General features: G+C 53.8%; 16 protein-coding genes, 1 tRNA gene and 3 rRNA genes. 16 read left to right on the top strand and 4 right to left on the bottom strand.

The annotated features are described in order from the left end of the window. Positions 1-4: 4 nt before the first annotated feature. From HV127_RS08230 to tatD, 6 genes are all read left to right on the top strand, one after another. Positions 5-610 (top strand): SCP2 domain-containing protein, encoded by a 606-nt coding sequence (locus tag HV127_RS08230; RefSeq protein WP_112217100.1) that lies wholly within the window; start codon positions 5-7, stop codon positions 608-610. Continuing rightward, positions 607-2,247, top strand: coding sequence for a ubiquinone biosynthesis regulatory protein kinase UbiB (gene ubiB / locus HV127_RS08235; RefSeq protein WP_182235581.1), 1,641 nt, complete (start codon positions 607-609; stop codon positions 2,245-2,247). The genes HV127_RS08230 and ubiB overlap by 4 nt, the downstream gene beginning before the upstream one ends. Before the next feature lie 77 nt (positions 2,248-2,324). Beyond that, positions 2,325-2,576 carry a Sec-independent protein translocase subunit TatA gene (gene tatA, locus HV127_RS08240; RefSeq protein WP_181484101.1) on the top strand — a complete coding sequence of 84 codons (252 nt, stop codon included), beginning with the start codon at positions 2,325-2,327 and terminating at the stop codon, positions 2,574-2,576. A 3-nt stretch (positions 2,577-2,579) separates the two neighbouring features. Continuing rightward, positions 2,580-3,116 carry a Sec-independent protein translocase protein TatB gene (tatB, locus tag HV127_RS08245; RefSeq protein WP_182235582.1) on the top strand — a complete coding sequence of 179 codons (537 nt, stop codon included), beginning with the start codon at positions 2,580-2,582 and terminating at the stop codon, positions 3,114-3,116. Between the two features lie 2 nt (positions 3,117-3,118). Then, positions 3,119-3,892 (top strand): Sec-independent protein translocase subunit TatC, encoded by a 774-nt coding sequence (gene tatC, locus HV127_RS08250; RefSeq protein ID WP_181484099.1) that lies wholly within the window; start codon positions 3,119-3,121, stop codon positions 3,890-3,892. A 30-nt stretch (positions 3,893-3,922) separates the two neighbouring features. Continuing rightward, positions 3,923-4,717: a 3'-5' ssDNA/RNA exonuclease TatD gene (gene tatD / locus HV127_RS08255; protein ID WP_182235583.1), complete on the top strand. Its 795-nt coding sequence runs from the start codon at positions 3,923-3,925 to the stop codon at positions 4,715-4,717. An 8-nt stretch (positions 4,718-4,725) separates the two neighbouring features. On the opposite strand, the gene rfaH is transcribed toward tatD, so the two are convergent. Further along, complete coding sequence (rfaH, locus tag HV127_RS08260; RefSeq protein ID WP_110277484.1) at positions 4,726-5,214, bottom strand: transcription/translation regulatory transformer protein RfaH; 489 nt, start codon at positions 5,212-5,214, stop codon at positions 4,726-4,728. Between the two features lie 177 nt (positions 5,215-5,391). Here rfaH and ubiD point away from each other — a divergent pair, with 177 nt between their 5' ends. After that, a complete protein-coding gene (ubiD, locus tag HV127_RS08265; RefSeq protein ID WP_182235584.1) occupies positions 5,392-6,861 on the top strand; it encodes a 4-hydroxy-3-polyprenylbenzoate decarboxylase in 1,470 nt (489 codons plus the stop codon). A gap of 55 nt (positions 6,862-6,916) precedes the next feature. Next, positions 6,917-7,618, top strand: a complete 702-nt coding sequence (gene fre, locus HV127_RS08270) for an NAD(P)H-flavin reductase (protein WP_182235585.1) — start codon at positions 6,917-6,919, stop codon at positions 7,616-7,618. Positions 7,619-7,662: 44 nt separating this feature from the next. Here the strand turns inward: fre and HV127_RS08275 are convergent, their stop codons facing one another. From HV127_RS08275 to fadB, 3 genes are all read right to left on the bottom strand, one after another. Next, positions 7,663-7,974, bottom strand: coding sequence for a hypothetical protein (locus HV127_RS08275; protein WP_182235586.1), 312 nt, complete (start codon positions 7,972-7,974; stop codon positions 7,663-7,665). Positions 7,975-8,074: 100 nt separating this feature from the next. Beyond that, positions 8,075-9,238: an acetyl-CoA C-acyltransferase FadA gene (gene fadA, locus HV127_RS08280; protein ID WP_181484091.1), complete on the bottom strand. Its 1,164-nt coding sequence runs from the start codon at positions 9,236-9,238 to the stop codon at positions 8,075-8,077. 9 nt (positions 9,239-9,247) lie between these two features. After that, on the bottom strand, positions 9,248-11,437 hold the full coding sequence (gene fadB, locus HV127_RS08285) for a fatty acid oxidation complex subunit alpha FadB (protein WP_182235587.1): 2,190 nt from the start codon (positions 11,435-11,437) through the stop codon (positions 9,248-9,250). A 191-nt stretch (positions 11,438-11,628) separates the two neighbouring features. Here fadB and pepQ point away from each other — a divergent pair, with 191 nt between their 5' ends. The 8 genes from pepQ to rrf all read left to right on the top strand — a co-directional run bounded on the left by pepQ (position 11,629) and on the right by rrf (position 21,012). Then, entirely contained in the window at positions 11,629-12,960 is a 1,332-nt protein-coding gene (pepQ, locus tag HV127_RS08290) for a Xaa-Pro dipeptidase (protein WP_182235588.1), read from the top strand. Further along, entirely contained in the window at positions 12,960-13,574 is a 615-nt protein-coding gene (locus tag HV127_RS08295) for an IMPACT family protein (protein ID WP_182235589.1), read from the top strand. Before pepQ ends, HV127_RS08295 begins: the two co-directional genes overlap by 1 nt. A gap of 41 nt (positions 13,575-13,615) precedes the next feature. After that, positions 13,616-15,067, top strand: coding sequence for a Trk system potassium transporter TrkH (trkH, locus tag HV127_RS08300; protein ID WP_112217112.1), 1,452 nt, complete (start codon positions 13,616-13,618; stop codon positions 15,065-15,067). Positions 15,068-15,078: 11 nt separating this feature from the next. Then, positions 15,079-15,612 carry a menaquinone-dependent protoporphyrinogen IX dehydrogenase gene (gene hemG, locus HV127_RS08305; RefSeq protein WP_182235590.1) on the top strand — a complete coding sequence of 178 codons (534 nt, stop codon included), beginning with the start codon at positions 15,079-15,081 and terminating at the stop codon, positions 15,610-15,612. Between the two features lie 391 nt (positions 15,613-16,003). Further along, a 16S ribosomal RNA gene (locus HV127_RS08310) occupies positions 16,004-17,543 on the top strand. An 87-nt stretch (positions 17,544-17,630) separates the two neighbouring features. After that, a tRNA-Glu gene (locus HV127_RS08315) sits at positions 17,631-17,705 on the top strand. Positions 17,706-17,924: 219 nt separating this feature from the next. Beyond that, positions 17,925-20,831, top strand: a 23S ribosomal RNA gene (locus tag HV127_RS08320). A 65-nt stretch (positions 20,832-20,896) separates the two neighbouring features. Then, positions 20,897-21,012, top strand: a 5S ribosomal RNA gene (gene rrf / locus HV127_RS08325). The 16S, 23S and 5S rRNA genes sit together here with 1 tRNA gene alongside, the layout of an rRNA operon. Positions 21,013-21,094 lie beyond the last annotated feature (82 nt).

Consider the following 21,094-nt stretch of genomic DNA (forward strand, 5'->3'; position numbering starts at 1 on the left):
CGCTATGCCTTTCAAATCACTGGTTTCCGCCGGTATTGAGACGGTCCTGAATACTTTCCTCTGGCGCGACCAGGCGCTTAAACCCGCCCGGCAGCGGCTGCTGGGGAAAGTGCTGCGCGTCGAGTTGCAAGAGCTTTCCGCACCCGTGGTGCTGGTTTTTAGCGAGCGTCAGGTAGACGTGCTGGGCGCATGGGAAGGCGAAGCCGATTGTACTGTGATTACTCGTCTAAGCGTGCTCCCGCAATTACGTAACCGCCAGCAGCTGACGGCGCTGATTCGCAGCGGCGATCTCGAAGTGCAGGGAGATTTGCAGGTGGTGCAAAATACCGTCACCCTGTGCGATCTGGCTGAATTCGACCCGGCTGAACTATTGGCCCCGTATACTGGCGATATCGTTGCGGAAGGCTTCAGTAAAGTATTACGCGGCGGCACTCGCTTTCTTTTACAGGGCGCTCAGCGCCAGCAGCGTTATGTCGCGGAGGCGATCACCGAAGAGTGGCGTCTGGCACCGGGACCGCTGGAGCTGGCCTGGTTTGTTGAGGAAACCGCTGCTGTGGAACGAGCCCTGGCCGCGCTGGAAAAACGGCTGGAAACGCTGGAGGGCAAATGACGCCAGGAGAACTACGGCGCCTGTATTTCATCATCCGCACCTTTTTGAGCTACGGGCTTGATGAGCTCATTCCCAAAATGCGCATCACGCTGCCGCTGCGAATCTGGCGACGTATGCTGTTCTGGATGCCAAACCGCCACAAAGAAAAACCTCTCGGCGAGCGCTTGCGTCTGGCGTTGCAGGAGCTGGGGCCGGTGTGGATTAAGTTTGGTCAGATGCTCTCAACTCGTCGTGACCTGTTTCCGCCGCAAATCGCCGATCAGCTAGCCATGTTGCAAGATCGCGTCGCGCCGTTTGACGGCCTGCTGGCCAAAAAGCAAATTGAGCAAGCGATGGGTGGCCTGCCGGTGGAGGCCTGGTTTGACGATTTCTCCATCGAGCCGCTGGCTTCTGCCTCTATCGCCCAGGTACACACTGCGCGCCTGAAAGAGAATGGCAAAGAGGTGGTCATCAAGGTGATCCGCCCGGATATTGTGCCGGTTATCAAAGCGGATATGAAACTCATCTATCGCCTCGCGCGCTGGGTACCGCGTTTGCTGCCGGACGGTCGTCGTCTGCGCCCACAGGAAGTGGTTCGCGAATACGAGAAAACGCTGCTGGATGAACTCAACCTGCTGCGTGAATCGGCCAACGCCATTCAATTGCGCCGCAACTTTGAAGACAGCCCAATGCTCTATGTCCCTGAGGTTTATTCAGACTACTGCAGCGAAGGCATGATGGTGATGGAGCGGATTTACGGCATCCCGGTTTCCGATGTCGTTGCTCTGGAAGCGCAAAATACCAACATGAAGCTGCTGGCCGAGCGCGGCGTGCAGGTCTTTTTCACTCAGGTCTTCCGCGACAGCTTCTTCCATGCCGATATGCATCCGGGCAATATTTTTGTCAGCTATGAACATCCGGAGGACCCGCAGTACATCGGTATCGACTGCGGTATTGTCGGCTCGCTGAACAAAGAAGATAAGCGCTACCTGGCGGAAAACTTCATCGCCTTCTTTAACCGTGATTATCGCAAAGTTGCGGAGCTGCACGTTGATTCCGGCTGGGTACCTGCGGATACCAACGTTGAAGAGTTCGAGTTTGCCATCCGCACCGTCTGCGAGCCTATTTTTGAAAAGCCGCTGGCGGAAATCTCTTTTGGCCATGTGCTGCTGAACCTGTTTAACACCGCGCGACGCTTCAATATGGAAGTGCAGCCGCAGCTGGTTCTGCTACAGAAGACATTACTTTACGTAGAAGGTGTAGGTCGCCAGCTCTATCCTCAGTTAGACTTGTGGAAAACGGCGAAACCGTTCCTTGAGTCGTGGATTAAGGATCAGGTTGGCATTCCGGCGCTGGTGCGCGCGTTTAAAGAAAAAGCGCCGTTCTGGATTGAGAGAATGCCGGAAATACCTGAGCTGGTGTACCAAAGCTTGCAACAAAGCAAGCAGTTGAAGAATAGCGTCGATACCATCGTGCGTGACATCCAGGTGCGGCACGTACGCCAGGGGCAGTCTCGTTACTTGTTTGGTATAGGTGCGGTTTTACTGCTGAGTGGTACGCTGCTATTCGTCCACCGTCCGGAATGGGGCATGATGCCCGGCTGGCTGATGGCCGCTGGCGTCGTAACCTGGCTTATCGGCTGGCGAAAGACGAACTGACGGCAGTCGCCTTTATCACTGCGCATAATATGTATAATGCGTCCTATTAATTCATCATCTGTCATAGGGGAATGTGTATGGGTGGTATCAGTATTTGGCAGTTACTCATTGTTGTCGTCATCGTGGTTCTGCTTTTCGGGACAAAAAAGCTGAGCTCGCTCGGTTCGGATTTAGGCGCGTCGATCAAAGGCTTTAAAAAGGCCATGAGCGACGAAGATAAACCGGAGAAATCCGCGCCTGATGCCGATTTTGCGGCGAAAACCCTCGCTGAAAAACCGGATGAAGCAAAGAAAGACGAGACCAAACGCCACGACAAAGAGCAGGTGTAATTCGTGTTCGATATCGGTTTTAGTGAACTACTGCTGGTGTTCGTAATTGGCCTCATCGTTTTGGGGCCACAGCGACTGCCTGTCGCGGTAAAAACGGTAGTCAGTTGGATCCGCACGCTGCGGTCTCTGGCGGCTACCGTGCAAAATGAAATAACCCAGGAATTAAAGCTGCAGGAGTTCCAGGAAAGCCTGAAGAAAGTGGAAAAGGCCAGCCTGGATAATCTGACCCCTGAGCTAAAGGCATCGATGGACGAACTGCGCGAAGCGGCTGAATCCATGAAGCGCTCCTATACCGCCAACGATCCTGAAAAAGCCAGCGACGAAGCCAACACGATTCATAACCCGGTAGTGCAGGGTAGTGAAGAGCAGCGCAAAGACATCACGCCAGCGACGGCTGAACATCAGGCCAGCGCGCCAGAGCATGCCCCAGAAAGCGTTGCTGAAGAACCCCTTGTTTCGCAGGTAGAACTTCCGTCTGCGAAAGAGAAAGTCGCCGTGACAGCTTCCGATTCCTCTCCCGCATCGAGTGATAAACAGTAAACATGGGCGTAGACGATACACAACCGCTAATTACGCATCTGATTGAACTGCGTAAACGCTTGATCAACAGCATTCTCGCGATTCTGGTGATTTTCCTGGCGTTGGTTTATTTCGCCAACGATATCTATCAACTGGTTTCTGCGCCGCTTATTCGGCAGATGCCGGTTGGCGCAACGATGATCGCCACGGACGTGGCCTCGCCTTTCTTCACGCCGATCAAGCTGACCTTTATGGTGTCGATCATTTTGTCGGTGCCGGTCATTTTGTACCAGGTCTGGGCCTTTGTGGCGCCTGCGCTGTATAAGCATGAACGTCGGTTGGTGATGCCGCTGCTGGTCTCCAGCACGCTGCTGTTTTACATCGGTATGGCCTTTGCTTACTTCGTTGTGTTCCCGCTGGCGTTTGGTTTCCTGACGCACGCAGCGCCGGAAGGGGTGCAGGTTTCAACCGATATTCGCAGCTATCTCGATTTTGTCATGGCGTTATTTATCGCTTTTGGCGTCTCGTTCGAAGTGCCGGTGGCCATCGTGCTGCTGTGCTGGATGGGGGTAACAACCCCGGACGATCTGCGTAAGAAAAGGCCTTACGTGCTGGTGGGCGCATTCGTCGTTGGGATGTTGCTGACACCGCCGGATGTATTCTCGCAAACGCTATTGGCGATCCCGATGTACTGTCTATTCGAAGTCGGGGTTTTCTTCGCCCGGTTCTATACAGGCAAGCGCATGACGCGTGATGAAGATGCCGCCGCCGAAGAGGCGCAGGGCAAAGAAGAATAAATACCAGCCGCCCGCAAGGGCGGTTGTCATATGGGAGTAGTGATGTTTGATATCGGTGTAAATCTGACCAGCCCGCAGTTTTCTCGCGATCGCGATGAGGTTGTTTCTCGTGCGCAGGCGGCAGGAGTTACCGGCATGCTGCTGACGGGAACGAACCTGCATGAAAGCGCGCAGGCGCAGCAGATGGCACGCCGCTACTCTGGCTGCTGGTCAACCGCCGGGGTTCATCCACACGACAGTAGCACCTGGACGGAATCCGTCGCGGCGGCAGTCTTTGCGTTGGCCCGCGAGCAGGAAGTCGTCGCGATTGGTGAATGCGGACTGGATTTTAACCGTAACTTTTCGACGCCGCAGGAGCAGGAAGCGGCGTTTAGCGCTCAACTGGCTCTGGCGGCGGAGCTGTCGATGCCGGTGTTTTTGCACTGCCGCGATGCGCACGAGCGCTTCCTGGCCCTGCTGACGCCCTGGCTCGATAAATTACCGGGGGCAGTGGTGCATTGTTTTACCGGTACGCGCGAAGAGATGCGTGAATGTGTGGATAGAGGTTTATCCATTGGTATCACCGGCTGGGTGTGCGATGAGCGTCGAGGGGTAGAGCTGCGAGAGTTGCTGGTTGATATTCCGGTCGACCGTCTGCTGGTTGAGACCGATGCGCCTTATCTACTGCCGCGCGATATGCGCCCGAAACCCTCTTCCCGCCGTAATGAACCTGCTTATTTGCCGCATATTTTGGCGAGTATCGCAGGGTGGCGTGGGGAAGACGCGAAGTGGCTGGAAGAAGTCACCGATGCTAACGTCAGAAGACTCTTTGGCGTGCGCTTTTAAGCGCGTCGTCAGATTTTATAAAAGTCCGTATTTTTGACGCTCTGCAATACCTGCTTGTTAAGCAGATTTAGCAGCAGCATAGAACGGGCTTCGCCATCCGGTTCGGTAAAGATTGCCTGTAGACCTTCAAAGGCACCGTCAGTGATTAGTACGTTGTCGCCTTCATGGGGCGTTTCCGGATCGGTAATGCCTTCCGGCTTGTAGATGGAGAGCTGATGAATGACGGCGGATGGCACGATAGCGGGCAGTGCGCCAAAACGCACAAAGCTGTTCACACCGCGAGTCGCGTTGATGGTGGTGGTATGAATAATTTCTGGATCAAACTCGATAAACAGATAGTTTGGGAACAGGGGTTCGCTGACCGTCGTGCGTTTACCGCGGACAATTTTTTCCAGTTCGATCGTTGGCATCAGGCAATTGACGGCCTGCCGTTCGAGATGTTCCTGGGCGCGTTCAAGCTGCCCACGTTTGCAATAAAGTAAATACCAGGCTTGCATAATGACTCTTTCCACAGCTACTGGCAGCAAGCATAACAAAAGCCCGATGCGATCGCGAAATCATTGCGGATGAAAACGAAATTTCAGCGTTCTTTCACGCTAATTTAACAAAAATACAGCATCGCCCTGATGAACGCCGTATAATCAGCCGCCTGTATAGAGGTCAATAACAACTCCATGAAATACCACGATCTACGCGATTTTCTGACATTACTGGAGCAGCGGGGGGAATTGAAACGGATCTCCCTGCCGGTCGATCCTCACCTGGAAATTACCGAAATTGCCGATCGCACTTTGCGTGCTGGCGGTCCTGCCCTGCTGTTTGAAAACCCGAAAGGCTACTCCATGCCGGTGTTGTGCAACCTGTTCGGCACGCCGAAACGCGTTGCGCTGGGGATGGGTCAGGAGGACGTCAGCTCGCTACGGGAAGTGGGTAAACTTCTGGCTTTCCTGAAAGAGCCGGAACCGCCAAAAGGCTTTCGCGATCTGTTCGATAAGCTGCCGCAGTTCAAACAGGTACTGAACATGCCGACTAAGCGCCTGCGCGGCGCGCCATGTCAGCAGAAAATCATCCAGGGCGATGATGTAGACCTGACCCGAATCCCGATCATGACCTGCTGGCCGGAAGATGCCGCTCCGCTTATTACCTGGGGGCTCACGGTCACTCGTGGTCCGCATAAAGAGCGGCAAAATCTGGGCATCTATCGCCAGCAGCTGATTGGCAAGAACAAGCTGATTATGCGCTGGTTGTCCCATCGCGGCGGCGCGCTGGATTTCCAGGAGTGGTGCGCAGCGCATCCTGGCGAACGTTTCCCGGTCTCCGTGGCGCTGGGTGCCGATCCGGCGACCATTCTCGGTGCGGTGACGCCGGTTCCGGATACCCTTTCTGAGTATGCGTTTGCGGGCCTGCTGCGCGGAACAAAAACTGAAGTCGTGAAGTGCGTTTCTAACGACCTGGAAGTGCCGGCCAGCGCGGAGATCGTGCTCGAAGGTTATATCGAATCCGGGGAACTGGCGCCCGAAGGGCCGTATGGCGATCACACTGGCTACTACAATGAAGTGGATAGCTTCCCGGTGTTTACCGTCACACATATCACCCAGCGGGAAGATGCGATTTATCACTCCACCTACACCGGACGCCCGCCGGATGAACCGGCAGTATTGGGCGTCGCGCTGAACGAAGTCTTCGTGCCGATTCTGCAAAAGCAGTTTCCTGAAATTGTCGATTTTTACCTGCCGCCGGAAGGGTGTTCCTATCGCCTGGCGGTGGTCACCATGAAGAAACAGTACGCGGGTCATGCTAAGCGCGTGATGATGGGCGTCTGGTCGTTCCTGCGGCAGTTCATGTACACCAAGTTCGTGATTGTCTGCGATGACGATGTTAACGCGCGCGACTGGAATGACGTGATTTGGGCGATTACTACCCGTATGGACCCGGCGCGTGATACGGTATTGGTAGAAAACACGCCAATTGATTACCTGGACTTTGCCTCACCGGTTTCCGGTTTGGGTTCAAAAATGGGGCTGGATGCCACAAATAAATGGCCTGGTGAGACCCAGCGCGAGTGGGGTCGTCCCATTAAGAAAGATCCCGAGGTGACGGCACGTATTGACGCCATCTGGGATGAATTGGCCATCTTCAAATAACAGTAAGCGGGGCTAACGCCGCTGTTTTGCACAATAGACCCGATAGAGGGGACGCATGACAACCTTAAGCTGTAAAGTGACCTCGGTGGAGGCGATTACCGATACTGTGTATCGCGTTCGATTAGTGCCGGAAGCGGCGTTTTCCTTCCGTGCTGGTCAGTATCTGATGGTCGTGATGGACGAGCGCGACAAGCGTCCGTTCTCCATGGCCTCTACGCCGTCGGAACACGAGTTTATCGAGCTGCATATCGGCGCATCTGAACTCAACTTGTATGCGATGGCGGTGATGGATCGCATTTTGAAAGAACGTGAAATCGAGGTCGATATCCCGCATGGCGAAGCCTGGCTGCGCGATGATGAGGAGCGCCCGCTGATTCTGATCGCCGGGGGGACGGGCTTCTCCTATGTGCGTTCCATTCTGCTCACCGCGCTGGCGCGCAATCCGAACCGTGATATCGCTATCTACTGGGGCGGGCGTGAAGCCAAGCATCTCTATGATCTGTCCGAGCTGGAAGCGTTAAGCGTGAGACACCCTGGTTTACGCGTTGAGCCGGTTGTTGAACAGCCTGAAGAAGAGTGGCGTGGTCGTACCGGAACCGTACTTACGGCGGTTTTACAGGACTACGGAACGCTGGCCGAGCATGATATCTATATTGCTGGCCGCTTCGAGATGGCTAAGATTGCCCGCGACCTGTTCTGTAATGAACGCGGCGCGCGTGAAGATCGTCTGTTTGGCGATGCTTTTGCGTTTATCTGATAGTTATTATAAAAGCATCCGGGATTTTGGCCCGGATGCTTTATTTATTTGGCATCGCTAAAGTAAACGTACAGTGGTCGATCGTTCTCCAGCAAACAGAGCATTTTTCCGACGGTTTTTCCCTCTTTTTCCAGCGTAGCGGCTAACTGCGTCGCGATATACTGGCTACCTATCTTCTCATCGTAGCGTTCGGTATTGATATTGGTGATGACCAGGTTCTTTAGCTGTTCGCTTTCCGGATTCTGCACCATTTTATTCATTCCCCAGGAGAGACATGCCTGAGCGTTATCTTGCTCATCGGCGAGAGCTGCACCAGAGAATGTAGCAAGCAGAAGAATGAGTGGGAGTGTTTTCATAAGTTGTTATTATCCTTAATAATCGTTACCTTCCTGGTGATCATAACTGAATAGCAGAAATAAAAAACCCGCCCCTGACAGGCGGGAAGAACGGCAACGATTAAACCCGCTCAAAGACGGTGGCGATGCCCTGGCCTAAACCAATACACATGGTAGCCAGGCCGAACTGCGCGTCTTTGCGCTCCATCTGATTAATTAACGTTGTGCTAATGCGCGCGCCGGAACAGCCGAGCGGATGGCCCAGAGCGATCGCGCCGCCGTTGAGGTTGATCTTCTCATCTATTTGCTCCATCAGCCCCAGATCTTTAATACACGGCAGGATCTGCGCGGCAAAAGCCTCGTTCATTTCGAAAACGTCGATATCGCTGGTAGAGAGTCCGGCCTTTTTCAGCGCCAGCTTTGAAGCTGGAACCGGGCCATAACCCATGATTGATGGATCACAGCCGACGACAGCCATAGAACGCACTCGCGCGCGCGGTTTCAGGCCCAGCTCGCGAGCGCGGCTTTCACTCATTAACAGCATTGCGGCAGCACCGTCGGAGAGTGCGGAAGATGTTCCCGCCGTTACCGTACCCGTGACCGGATCGAATGCGGGCCTCAGCGCAGCCAGCGCCTCTACCGTCGTTTCAGGACGAATAACTTCATCATAATTGTATGACTTCAGCACGCCGTCAGCATCGTGACCACCGGTAGCAATGATTTCCGTCTTGAACGCGCCAGACTGCGTGGCGGCCCAGGCGCGAGCGTGGGAGCGGGCGGCGAACTGGTCCTGCATTTCACGGCTGATGCCGTGCAGACGCGCCAGCATTTCTGCAGTCAGCCCCATCATACCGGCGGCTTTAGCGACGTTACGGCTCAGGCCCGGGTGGAAATCCACGCCGTGGCTCATCGGGACGTGGCCCATATGTTCCACGCCGCCAATCAGGCATACGCTGGCGTCACCGGTCATGATCATGCGCGCTGCGTCATGCAGCGCCTGCATCGAAGAACCGCAAAGGCGATTGACCGTGGTGGCCGGTACCGAGTGCGGGATTTCCGCCAGTAGCGCGGCATTGCGGGCAATGTTAAAGCCCTGCTCCAGGGTCTGCTGCACGCAACCCCAGTAGATATCGTCAATCGCGCTTGCTTCAAGCGATGGGTTGCGCGAAAGCAGGCTACGCATCAGGTGCGCAGAGAGGTCTTCCGCGCGCACGTGGCGAAAGGCGCCGCCCTTCGAACGGCCCATCGGGGTGCGAATTGCATCGACAATGACAACCTGTTCCATTGTGACTCCTTAAGCCGTTTTCAGGTCGCCTACCGGGCGGGCAGGTTCAACCGGGGGATAGTACGCTTCGTTATGGCGTGCTTTACTGCGCAGGCCTTCCGGCACGTCATACAGTGGGCCGAGGTGCTGATATTGCTGCGCCATATCGAGATATTTTGCGCTGCCGAGCGTATCCAGCCAGCGGAATGCACCACCGTGGAATGGAGGGAAGCCGAGGCCGTAAACCAGCGCCATATCCGCTTCCGCCGGGCTGGCAATAATGCCTTCTTCCAGACAACGCACCACTTCGTTAACCATAGGGATCATCATGCGGGCGATGATTTCTTCGTCGCTGAAGTCGCGTTTCGGCTGGCTGACGTCTGCCAGTAGGCTATCCACAACCACATCTTCTTCTTTCTTCGGCTTACCCTTGTTGTCTTCTTTATAACGCCAGAAGCCGAGGCCATTTTTCTGACCGAAACGGTTAGCCTCGAACAGGGCGTCGATCGCGTCGCGATAATCTTTCTGCATCCGCTGCGGGAAGCCTGCGGCCATGACTGCCTGGGCGTGATGTGCGGTATCAATACCGACCACATCCAGCAGATACGCCGGGCCCATCGGCCAGCCGAACTGCTTCTCCATCACTTTGTCGACTTTGCGGAAGTCCGCGCCGTCGCGCAGCAGCTGGCTGAAACCGGCGAAATAGGGGAACAGCACGCGGTTAACAAAGAAGCCGGGGCAGTCGTTAACCACAATCGGCGTCTTGCCCATTTTGCTTGCCCAGGCGACCACTTTGGCGATAGTGTCATCCGAGCTTTTCTCGCCGCGAATGATCTCAACCAGCGGCATCCGGTGAACCGGGTTAAAGAAGTGCATGCCGCAGAAGTTCTCCGGGCGCTTCAGGACGCTGGCCAGTTCGCTAATCGGAATGGTGGAAGTATTTGACGCCAGCACGGTGTCCGGACGCACTTTATCTTCAGTCTCCGCCAGCACCGCTTTTTTCACTTTCGGATTCTCAACGACCGCTTCGACCACCACGTCCACGCGTTCAAAACCGGCATAGTCCAGCGTCGGCTGAATGGTTGAAATGACGCCAGCCATCTTCAGACCGTCGATCTTGCCGCGCTCCAGCTGTTTATTCAGCAGCTTGGCGGCTTCGGTCATACCGAGCGTCAGCGATTTGTCGTTGATATCCTTCATCACCACCGGTACGCCTTTCCAGGCCGACTGGTAAGCGATGCCGCCGCCCATAATACCCGCGCCCAGTACGGCAGCGTGTTTTGGCGTTTCGGTATCTTTAGTGAGATTCTTCGCTTTCGCTTTGACGTACTGATCGTTGAGGAAGATGCCGACCAATGCGCGAGCTTCGCTGGTGTGCGCCAGCGGCACAAAACTCTGGTTTTCCAGGTTCAGCGCTTCTTCACGACCAAAGCGTGCGGCAGCTTCAATGGTTTTCACTGCGGTACCAGGAGCTGGATAATGTTTACCCGCGGTTTGTGCGACCATGCCTTTGGCGATGGTAAAACTCATCGTGGCTTCAATTTTACTGAGGTGAAGAGGCTCCAGCTTCGGCTGACGCTTGGCCTTCCAGTCGAGATCGCCGTTAATCGCCTGGCGCAGAATGGCTATCGCGCCATCGATCAGCTTCTCATGCTTTACCACACCGTCGACGAGACCGATTTTCAGCGCCTGATCGGCACCAACATCTTTCCCGGCGGCAATAATTTCCAGCGCGCTGTCCGCACCAAGCATCCGCGGCATACGCACCGAGCCGCCAAAGCCCGGCATAATGCCCAGCTTCGTTTCCGGCAGACCAATACGCAGGTCAGGCGTCGCCAGGCGATAATCGGTTGCCAGAACGCATTCGCAGCCGCCGCCCAACGCATAGCCGTTAACTGCGGCAATGGTAGGGACTGGCAAATCCTCCAGACGATTGAAGACACTATTGGCAAAATGCAGCCACTGGCTGAGCTGTTCTTGAGGAACCAGGAACAGTGAAAGGAATTCGGTGATATCCGCGCCGACGATAAAGGCTGCTTTCTCAGAGCGGAGCAGCAACCCTTTAAGATCTTTTTGTTTTTCGAGCACATCCAGCGCCTGGCCGAGGCTGGCTACGGTTGCGGTATCGAGCTTATTGACCGAACCGGGGGCATCGAACACCAGTTCGGCAATGCCGTCTTCCCGCCAGTCGAGGTACAGGGTGTCGCCTTTGTAGAGCATGTCAGTCTCCTGAATCCAGCAATATGATCTGGTCGTACCAGATGAGATGGAGTGTGGAATTTATGTTAATAAATTGCAAATAACTCTTTAAATAAATGCTGGTCGGATCACACCCGGTAGAAATCACCCCGCCTGAGGCCAATGTGCTAAGATGCGAAGAATCACGATCCAATAAAATCAAAGGATAAAAGATGGAATCACTGGCCGGTCTCTATAAAAATCATATCGTTACCCTACAAGAACGTACTCGCGATGTTCTGGCCCGTTTTAAGCTGGATGCGCTGCTGATTCACTCTGGTGAATTGGTTAATGTCTTTCTCGACGATCATCCGTATCCGTTCAAGGTCAACCCACAGTTCAAAGCCTGGGTACCGGTAACGCAAGTCCCTAACTGCTGGCTGCTGGTGGACGGCGTCAACAAACCGAAACTGTGGTTCTATCTGCCGGTTGATTACTGGCACAACGTAGAACCGCTGCCGACCTCATTCTGGACCGAAGAGGTGGAAGTGATTGCCCTGCCGAAAGCTGACGGTATTGGCAGCCAACTGCCCGCAGCCCGCGGCAATATTGGCTATATCGGTCCGGTTCCGGAACGTGCGCTGGGTCTGGAGATTGCGGCGGATAAGATCAACCCGAAAGGCGTTATCGATTATCTGCACTACTATCGCTCCTATAAAACCGATTATGAGCTGGCTTGTATGCGTGAAGCACAGAAATCGGCGGTTAATGGCCATCGTGCAGCGCATGAAGCATTCCTTTCAGGGATGAGCGAGTTTGATATTAACCTTGCCTATCTGACGGCGACCGGCCATCGTGACACCGACGTGCCATACAGCAATATCGTGGCGTTGAACGAACATGCCTCCGTGCTGCACTACACCAAACTGGATCATCGCGCGCCGGCTGAAGCGCGTAGTTTTCTGCTGGATGCTGGTGCGGAATATAATGGTTACGCGGCCGATCTGACGCGCACCTGGGCGGCGCATAGTGATAATGACTATGCTCAACTGGTTAAAGACGTCAATGACGAACAGCTGGCGCTGATTAGTACCATGAAGGCGGGCACCAGCTATGTGGATTATCATATTCAGTTCCATCAGCGTATTGCCAAACTGCTGCGTAAGCATCAGATAGTCAAAGATATGAGCGAAGAGGCGATGGTGGAGAACGACCTGACCGGGCCGTTTATGCCACACGGCATTGGCCATCCGCTGGGCTTGCAGGTTCATGACGTTGCGGGCTTTATGCAGGATGATACTGGCACCCATTTGGCGGCGCCGTCAAAATATCCCTACCTGCGCTGCACGCGCGTGCTGCAACCAAGAATGGTACTGACCATTGAGCCGGGCATCTACTTTATCGAATCTCTGCTGGCCCCGTGGCGCGAAGGGCAGTTCAGCAAGCACTTCAACTGGCAGAAAATCGACGCATTGAAGCCGTTTGGCGGGATTCGTATCGAAGACAACGTGGTTATCCACGAGAATAATGTCGAAAATATGACGCGTGACCTGAAACTGGCGTAATGGAAAGTTGGTTGATACCGGCTGCGCCGGTGACCTTTGTTGAAGAGATCAAAAAAAGCCGCTTTATTACGCTGTTGGCGCATACCAACGGCGTAGCGGCGGCAAAGGCGTTTGTTGAATCCGTCAGAGCTGAGCACCCGGACGCCCGCCACCATTGCGTGGCATGGGTAGCCGGGCCGCCGAACGAATCACAACAGTTGGGCTTTTCTGATGATGGCGAACCGGCTGGCACGGCGGGGAAACCGATGCTGGCCCAGCTTATGGGCAGCGGCGTTGGGGAGATAACCGCTGTTGTCGTGCGTTACTACGGTGGTATTCTGCTGGGCACCGGCGGCCTGGTGAAAGCTTACGGCGGCGGTGTCCATCAGGCGCTTGCTCAGCTAACAACGCAGCGCAAGACGCCGCTGACCGCATATACTTTGCAGTGTGAATATGGGCAGTTGGCCGGGATTGAAACGCTGTTAGCTCAGTTCTCAGGGAAAATTGTCGAAAGCGAATATCAAGCCTCTGTTCAGCTGCGCGTGGCGCTTCCTCAAGCTGAAGTGGCGCTATTTTCAGCAAAGCTGGCTGATTTTAGTCGTGGTTCGTTGCAATTACTGAAGATTGACGAATAATCCCCACCTGATTTTTTTGCATACCAAAGGAAGCGCCAGAGATGCATTTTCGCGCGATAACCCGAATCGTTGGACTGCTGGTCATTCTATTTTCGGGAACTATGATCCTCCCGGGATTAGTAGCCTTAATATACCGCGATGGTGCGGGGCGGGCGTTTACCCAGACCTTTTTTGTCGCGCTGGCGATCGGCTCGCTTCTGTGGTGGCCTAACCGTCGTGAAAAGGGCGAACTGAAATCCCGCGAAGGATTTCTGATAGTCGTCCTCTTCTGGACCGTATTGGGCAGCGTGGGTGCGCTGCCATTTATTTTCGCTGAACAGCCGAACCTGACGGTAACGGATGCGTTTTTTGAATCCTTCTCGGGCCTGACAACGACCGGGGCGACTACGCTGGTGGGGCTCGATTCGTTACCCCATGCCATCCTTTTTTATCGTCAGATGCTGCAATGGTTTGGCGGTATGGGGATCATCGTGCTGGCGGTAGCGATACTGCCAATCCTTGGCGTCGGCGGTATGCAGCTATATCGGGCGGAGATGCCGGGACCGTTGAAGGACAACAAGATGCGCCCGCGAATTGCGGAAACGGCGAAAACGTTGTGGCTTATCTATGTCTTGCTGACTGTGGCCTGCGCGCTGGCGCTGTGGTTTGCCGGAATGCCGGCATTTGACGCTATTGGACATAGCTTCGCTACTATCGCGATTGGGGGGTTCTCTACCCATGATGCCAGCGTCGGCTATTTTGACAGCCCGACGATCAACACCATTATTGCAGTCTTTCTGCTGATCTCCGGCTGTAACTATGGTCTGCACTTCTCTTTACTTAGTGGCCGCAACCTGAAAGTTTACTGGCGCGATCCGGAATTCCGCATGTTTATCGGGGTGCAGTTGACGCTGGTAGTGATCTGTACCCTGGTGCTGTGGCTACATGATGTCTATGCCTCGGCGGTTACCACGCTGAACCAGGCCTTCTTCCAGGTGGTGTCGATGGCGACGACTGCAGGTTTCACTACCGACAGCATTGCGCGTTGGCCGTTATTCTTGCCGGTGTTGCTGCTATGCTCGGCTTTTATCGGCGGTTGCGCCGGTTCGACGGGCGGCGGCTTGAAAGTTATTCGTATTCTGCTGCTCTTTAAACAGGGTAACCGTGAGCTTAAACGTCTGGTACACCCTAATGCGGTATACAGTATTAAGTTGGGTAACCGAGCGCTGCCGGAACGTATTCTGGAAGCCGTCTGGGGATTTTTCTCCGCTTATGCGTTGGTATTCATCATCAGTATGCTGGCGATCATCGCTACCGGCGTGGATGACTTCTCTGCTTTTGCTTCAGTTGTCGCGACGTTAAACAACCTTGGTCCTGGGCTGGGCGTTGTGGCGGATAACTTTGCGACGATGAACCCGGTCGCGAAATGGATATTGATTGCTAACATGCTGTTTGGTCGTCTGGAAGTGTTCACCTTGCTGGTGCTATTTACTCCGACTTTCTGGCGCGAATAACAGGAGTGCCTGTGAAAACTTTGATTCTATTCTCTACCCGCGACGGACAAACGCGTGAAATCGCCTCCTTTCTGGCATCTGAATTAAAAGAGCAAGGAATTGATACGGATACGATTGACCTTAATCGCACCAATGAGATCGATTGGCCTTTATACGATCGCGTAGTGATTGGTGCATCAATCCGTTATGGCCATTTTCATCCGGCGCTGGAGCGGTTCGTGAAAAAACACCTTCAGGCGCTGCAGGCGCTGCCGGGTGCTTTTTTCTCGGTCAATCTCGTGGCGCGTAAGCCAGAGAAGCGAACGCCGCAGACGAACAGCTACACGCGTAAGTTTCTGCTCAACTCTCCGTGGCAACCTCAACGTAGCGCTGTATTTGCTGGGGCACTCCGTTACCCACGTTATCGTTGGTATGACCGCTTTATGATTCGTCTTATTATGAAGATGACCGGAGGCGAAACGGATATCACTAAAGAGGTTGTCTATACCGACTGGCAGCAGGTCACGCTTTTTGCCCGGGAAATCGCACAAATGACCAGCAAATAGGGTGTTAAAACACCTTGATGATGGAAAGTTGAGCGAACAAAAGAAAATTTGAAATTTCCTCTTGTCACGTCGGAATAACTCCCTATAATGCGCCACCACTGACACGGAACAACGGCTTACAGGCCGCCGGGTTAGCGGGGTTCAGCGATGAACGCCGGCAGAGAAAAGCGAAATTAAACGCTTGACTCTGAATGAGGAAAACGTATTATACGGGACCTCGCAACGGTGAGCGAAAGCCGCGTTGCACTGCTCTTTAACAATTTATCAGACAATCTGTGTGGGCACTCAAAGTGACATGGATTCTTAACGTCGCAAGACGAAAAATGAATACCAAGTCTCTGAGTGAACATACGTAATTCATTACGAAGTTTAATTCACGAGCATCAAACTTAAATTGAAGAGTTTGATCATGGCTCAGATTGAACGCTGGCGGCAGGCCTAACACATGCAAGTCGAGCGGTAGCACAGAGAGCTTGCTCTCGGGTGACGAGCGGCGGACGGGTGAGTAATGTCTGGGAAACTGCCTGATGGAGGGGGATAACTACTGGAAACGGTAGCTAATACCGCATAACGTCGCAAGACCAAAGTGGGGGACCTTCGGGCCTCATGCCATCAGATGTGCCCAGATGGGATTAGCTTGTTGGTGAGGTAATGGCTCACCAAGGCGACGATCCCTAGCTGGTCTGAGAGGATGACCAGCCACACTGGAACTGAGACACGGTCCAGACTCCTACGGGAGGCAGCAGTGGGGAATATTGCACAATGGGCGCAAGCCTGATGCAGCCATGCCGCGTGTATGAAGAAGGCCTTCGGGTTGTAAAGTACTTTCAGCGAGGAGGAAGGCATTGTGGTTAATAACCGCAGTGATTGACGTTACTCGCAGAAGAAGCACCGGCTAACTCCGTGCCAGCAGCCGCGGTAATACGGAGGGTGCAAGCGTTAATCGGAATTACTGGGCGTAAAGCGCACGCAGGCGGTCTGTCAAGTCGGATGTGAAATCCCCGGGCTCAACCTGGGAACTGCATTCGAAACTGGCAGGCTAGAGTCTTGTAGAGGGGGGTAGAATTCCAGGTGTAGCGGTGAAATGCGTAGAGATCTGGAGGAATACCGGTGGCGAAGGCGGCCCCCTGGACAAAGACTGACGCTCAGGTGCGAAAGCGTGGGGAGCAAACAGGATTAGATACCCTGGTAGTCCACGCTGTAAACGATGTCGACTTGGAGGTTGTTCCCTTGAGGAGTGGCTTCCGGAGCTAACGCGTTAAGTCGACCGCCTGGGGAGTACGGCCGCAAGGTTAAAACTCAAATGAATTGACGGGGGCCCGCACAAGCGGTGGAGCATGTGGTTTAATTCGATGCAACGCGAAGAACCTTACCTACTCTTGACATCCAGAGAACTTAGCAGAGATGCTTTGGTGCCTTCGGGAACTCTGAGACAGGTGCTGCATGGCTGTCGTCAGCTCGTGTTGTGAAATGTTGGGTTAAGTCCCGCAACGAGCGCAACCCTTATCCTTTGTTGCCAGCGGTCCGGCCGGGAACTCAAAGGAGACTGCCAGTGATAAACTGGAGGAAGGTGGGGATGACGTCAAGTCATCATGGCCCTTACGAGTAGGGCTACACACGTGCTACAATGGCATATACAAAGAGAAGCGACCTCGCGAGAGCAAGCGGACCTCATAAAGTATGTCGTAGTCCGGATCGGAGTCTGCAACTCGACTCCGTGAAGTCGGAATCGCTAGTAATCGTGGATCAGAATGCCACGGTGAATACGTTCCCGGGCCTTGTACACACCGCCCGTCACACCATGGGAGTGGGTTGCAAAAGAAGTAGGTAGCTTAACCTTCGGGAGGGCGCTTACCACTTTGTGATTCATGACTGGGGTGAAGTCGTAACAAGGTAACCGTAGGGGAACCTGCGGTTGGATCACCTCCTTACCTTAAAGAACCTGCCTTTGTAGTGCTCACACAGATTGTCTGATGAATGTAAAGAAGCAAGACGGCTGCGAAGTCGCGACACCTCGTGTCCCCTTCGTCTAGCGGTTAGGACTCCGCCCTTTCACGGCGGCAACAGGGGTTCGAATCCCCTAGGGGACGCCACTTGCTGGCTGTGAGTGAAAGACACAACCTACCGATATCTCAAAACTAACTCAGTGAGTTACGTTTGAGATATTTGCTCTTTAAAAATCTGGATCAAGCTGAAAATTGAAACGACACGCTGCGTCTGTTCTCCGTAAATAAGAACAGCATGACGGTGTGTTCGAGTCTCTCAAATTTTCGCAATCATGAAGTGTTTTACGAAACATCTTCGGGTTGTGAGGTTAAGCGACTAAGCGTACACGGTGGATGCCCTGGCAGTCAGAGGCGATGAAGGACGTGCTAATCTGCGATAAGCGTCGGTAAGGTGATATGAACCGTTATAACCGACGATTTCCGAATGGGGAAACCCAGTGTGTTTCGACACACTATCGTTAAGTGAATACATAGCTTAACGAAGCGAACCGGGGGAACTGAAACATCTAAGTACCCCGAGGAAAAGAAATCAACCGAGATTCCCCCAGTAGCGGCGAGCGAACGGGGAGGAGCCCAGAGTCTGAATCAGTTTGTGTGTTAGTGGAAGCGTCTGGAAAGTCGCAGGGTACAGGGTGATACTCCCGTACACAAAAACACACAGGCTGTGAACTCGAAGAGTAGGGCGGGACACGTGGTATCCTGTCTGAATATGGGGGGACCATCCTCCAAGGCTAAATACTCCTGACTGACCGATAGTGAACCAGTACCGTGAGGGAAAGGCGAAAAGAACCCCGGCGAGGGGAGTGAAACAGAACCTGAAACCGTGTACGTACAAGCAGTAGGAGCCCACTTGTTGGGTGACTGCGTACCTTTTGTATAATGGGTCAGCGACTTATATTCTGTAGCAAGGTTAACCGTATAGGGGAGCCGCAGGGAAACCGAGTCTTAACTGGGCGTTAAGTTGCAGGGTATAGACCCGAAACCCGGTGATCTAGCCATGGGCAGGTTGAAGGTTGGGTAACACTAACTGGAGGACCGAACCGACTAATGTTGAAAAATTAGCGGATGACTTGTGGCTGGGGGTGAAAGGCCAATCAAACCGGGAGATAGCTGGTTCTCCCCGAAAGCTATTTAGGTAGCGCCTCGTGAACTCATCTTCGGGGGTAGAGCACTGTTTCGGCTAGGGGGTCATCCCGACTTACCAACCCGATGCAAACTACGAATACCGAAGAATGTTATCACGGGAGACACACGGCGGGTGCTAACGTCCGTCGTGAAGAGGGAAACAACCCAGACCGCCAGCTAAGGTCCCAAAGTCATGGTTAAGTGGGAAACGATGTGGGAAGGCACAGACAGCCAGGATGTTGGCTTAGAAGCAGCCATCATTTAAAGAAAGCGTAATAGCTCACTGGTCGAGTCGGCCTGCGCGGAAGATGTAACGGGGCTAAACCATGCACCGAAGCTGCGGCAGCGACACTATGTGTTGTTGGGTAGGGGAGCGTTCTGTAAGCCGTTGAAGGTGGCCTGTGAGGGCTGCTGGAGGTATCAGAAGTGCGAATGCTGACATAAGTAACGATAAAGCGGGTGAAAAGCCCGCTCGCCGGAAGACCAAGGGTTCCTGTCCAACGTTAATCGGGGCAGGGTGAGTCGACCCCTAAGGCGAGGCCGAAAGGCGTAGTCGATGGGAAACAGGTTAATATTCCTGTACTCGGTGTTACTGCGAAGGGGGGACGGAGAAGGCTATGTTAGCCGGGCGACGGTTGTCCCGGTTTAAGCATGTAGGCGGATGTTCCAGGTAAATCCGGAACGTCATTCAACGCTGAGGTGTGATGACGAGGCACTACGGTGCTGAAGTAACAAATGCCCTGCTTCCAGGAAAAGCCTCTAAGCATCAGGTAACATCAAATCGTACCCCAAACCGACACAGGTGGTCAGGTAGAGAATACCAAGGCGCTTGAGAGAACTCGGGTGAAGGAACTAGGCAAAATGGTGCCGTAACTTCGGGAGAAGGCACGCTGATGGTAGGTGAAGTGACTTGCTCATGGAGCTGAAATCAGTCGAAGATACCAGCTGGCTGCAACTGTTTATTAAAAACACAGCACTGTGCAAACACGAAAGTGGACGTATACGGTGTGACGCCTGCCCGGTGCCGGAAGGTTAATTGATGGGGTTATCCGTAAGGAGAAGCTCTTGATCGAAGCCCCGGTAAACGGCGGCCGTAACTATAACGGTCCTAAGGTAGCGAAATTCCTTGTCGGGTAAGTTCCGACCTGCACGAATGGCGTAATGATGGCCAGGCTGTCTCCACCCGAGACTCAGTGAAATTGAACTCGCTGTGAAGATGCAGTGTACCCGCGGCAAGACGGAAAGACCCCGTGAACCTTTACTATAGCTTGACACTGAACACTGGTCCTTGATGTGTAGGATAGGTGGGAGGCTTTGAAGTGTGGACGCCAGTCTGCATGGAGCCATCCTTGAAATACCACCCTTTAATGGCTGGTGTTCTAACGTGGACCCGTAATCCGGGTTGCGGACAGTGTCTGGTGGGTAGTTTGACTGGGGCGGTCTCCTCCTAAAGAGTAACGGAGGAGCACGAAGGTTAGCTAATCCTGGTCGGACATCAGGAGGTTAGTGCAATGGCATAAGCTAGCTTGACTGCGAGCGTGACGGCGCGAGCAGGTGCGAAAGCAGGTCATAGTGATCCGGTGGTTCTGAATGGAAGGGCCATCGCTCAACGGATAAAAGGTACTCCGGGGATAACAGGCTGATACCGCCCAAGAGTTCATATCGACGGCGGTGTTTGGCACCTCGATGTCGGCTCATCACATCCTGGGGCTGAAGTAGGTCCCAAGGGTATGGCTGTTCGCCATTTAAAGTGGTACGCGAGCTGGGTTTAGAACGTCGTGAGACAGTTCGGTCCCTATCTGCCGTGGGCGCTGGAGAATTGAGGGGGGCTGCTCCTAGTACGAGAGGACCGGAGTGGACGCATCACTGGTGTTCGGGTTGTCATGCCAATGGCATTGCCCGGTAGCTAAATGCGGAAGAGATAAGTGCTGAAAGCATCTAAGCACGAAACTTGCCCCGAGATGAGTTCTCCCTGACTCCTTGAGAGTCCTGAAGGAACGTTGAAGACGACGACGTTGATAGGCCGGGTGTGTAAGCGTAGCGATACGTTGAGCTAACCGGTACTAATGAACCGTGAGGCTTAACCTTACAACGCCGAAGATGTTTTGGCGGAATTGAGAGAGATTCAGCTTGATACAGATAAACAGAATTTGCCTGGCGGCGACAGCGCGGTGGTCCCACCTGACCCCATGCCGAACTCAGAAGTGAAACGCCGTAGCGCCGATGGTAGTGTGGGGTCTCCCCATGTGAGAGTAGGGAACTGCCAGGCATTAATTAAGTGAAGAGCCCATCCTGACGGATGGGCTTTTTGCGTTTTTGTATACCAAAAATTTTATGCTTGTCAGAATTGC

The organism is Klebsiella sp. RHBSTW-00215 (assembly GCF_014103785.1).
Classification (GTDB): Bacteria; Pseudomonadota; Gammaproteobacteria; order Enterobacterales; family Enterobacteriaceae; genus Klebsiella.

Coding starts and splice junctions, on each gene's coding strand:
- HV127_RS08230 (WP_112217100.1), top strand. CDS start 5: ATGCCTTTCAAATCACTGGTTTCCGCCGGTATTGAGACGGTCCTGAAT.
- ubiB (WP_182235581.1), top strand. CDS start 607: ATGACGCCAGGAGAACTACGGCGCCTGTATTTCATCATCCGCACCTTT.
- tatA (WP_181484101.1), top strand. CDS start 2,325: ATGGGTGGTATCAGTATTTGGCAGTTACTCATTGTTGTCGTCATCGTG.
- tatC (WP_181484099.1), top strand. CDS start 3,119: ATGGGCGTAGACGATACACAACCGCTAATTACGCATCTGATTGAACTG.
- tatD (WP_182235583.1), top strand. CDS start 3,923: ATGGGAGTAGTGATGTTTGATATCGGTGTAAATCTGACCAGCCCGCAG.
- rfaH (WP_110277484.1), bottom strand. CDS start 5,214: ATGCAAGCCTGGTATTTACTTTATTGCAAACGTGGGCAGCTTGAACGC.
- ubiD (WP_182235584.1), top strand. CDS start 5,392: ATGAAATACCACGATCTACGCGATTTTCTGACATTACTGGAGCAGCGG.
- fre (WP_182235585.1), top strand. CDS start 6,917: ATGACAACCTTAAGCTGTAAAGTGACCTCGGTGGAGGCGATTACCGAT.
- HV127_RS08275 (WP_182235586.1), bottom strand. CDS start 7,974: ATGAAAACACTCCCACTCATTCTTCTGCTTGCTACATTCTCTGGTGCA.
- fadA (WP_181484091.1), bottom strand. CDS start 9,238: ATGGAACAGGTTGTCATTGTCGATGCAATTCGCACCCCGATGGGCCGT.
- fadB (WP_182235587.1), bottom strand. CDS start 11,437: ATGCTCTACAAAGGCGACACCCTGTACCTCGACTGGCGGGAAGACGGC.
- pepQ (WP_182235588.1), top strand. CDS start 11,629: ATGGAATCACTGGCCGGTCTCTATAAAAATCATATCGTTACCCTACAA.
- HV127_RS08295 (WP_182235589.1), top strand. CDS start 12,960: ATGGAAAGTTGGTTGATACCGGCTGCGCCGGTGACCTTTGTTGAAGAG.
- trkH (WP_112217112.1), top strand. CDS start 13,616: ATGCATTTTCGCGCGATAACCCGAATCGTTGGACTGCTGGTCATTCTA.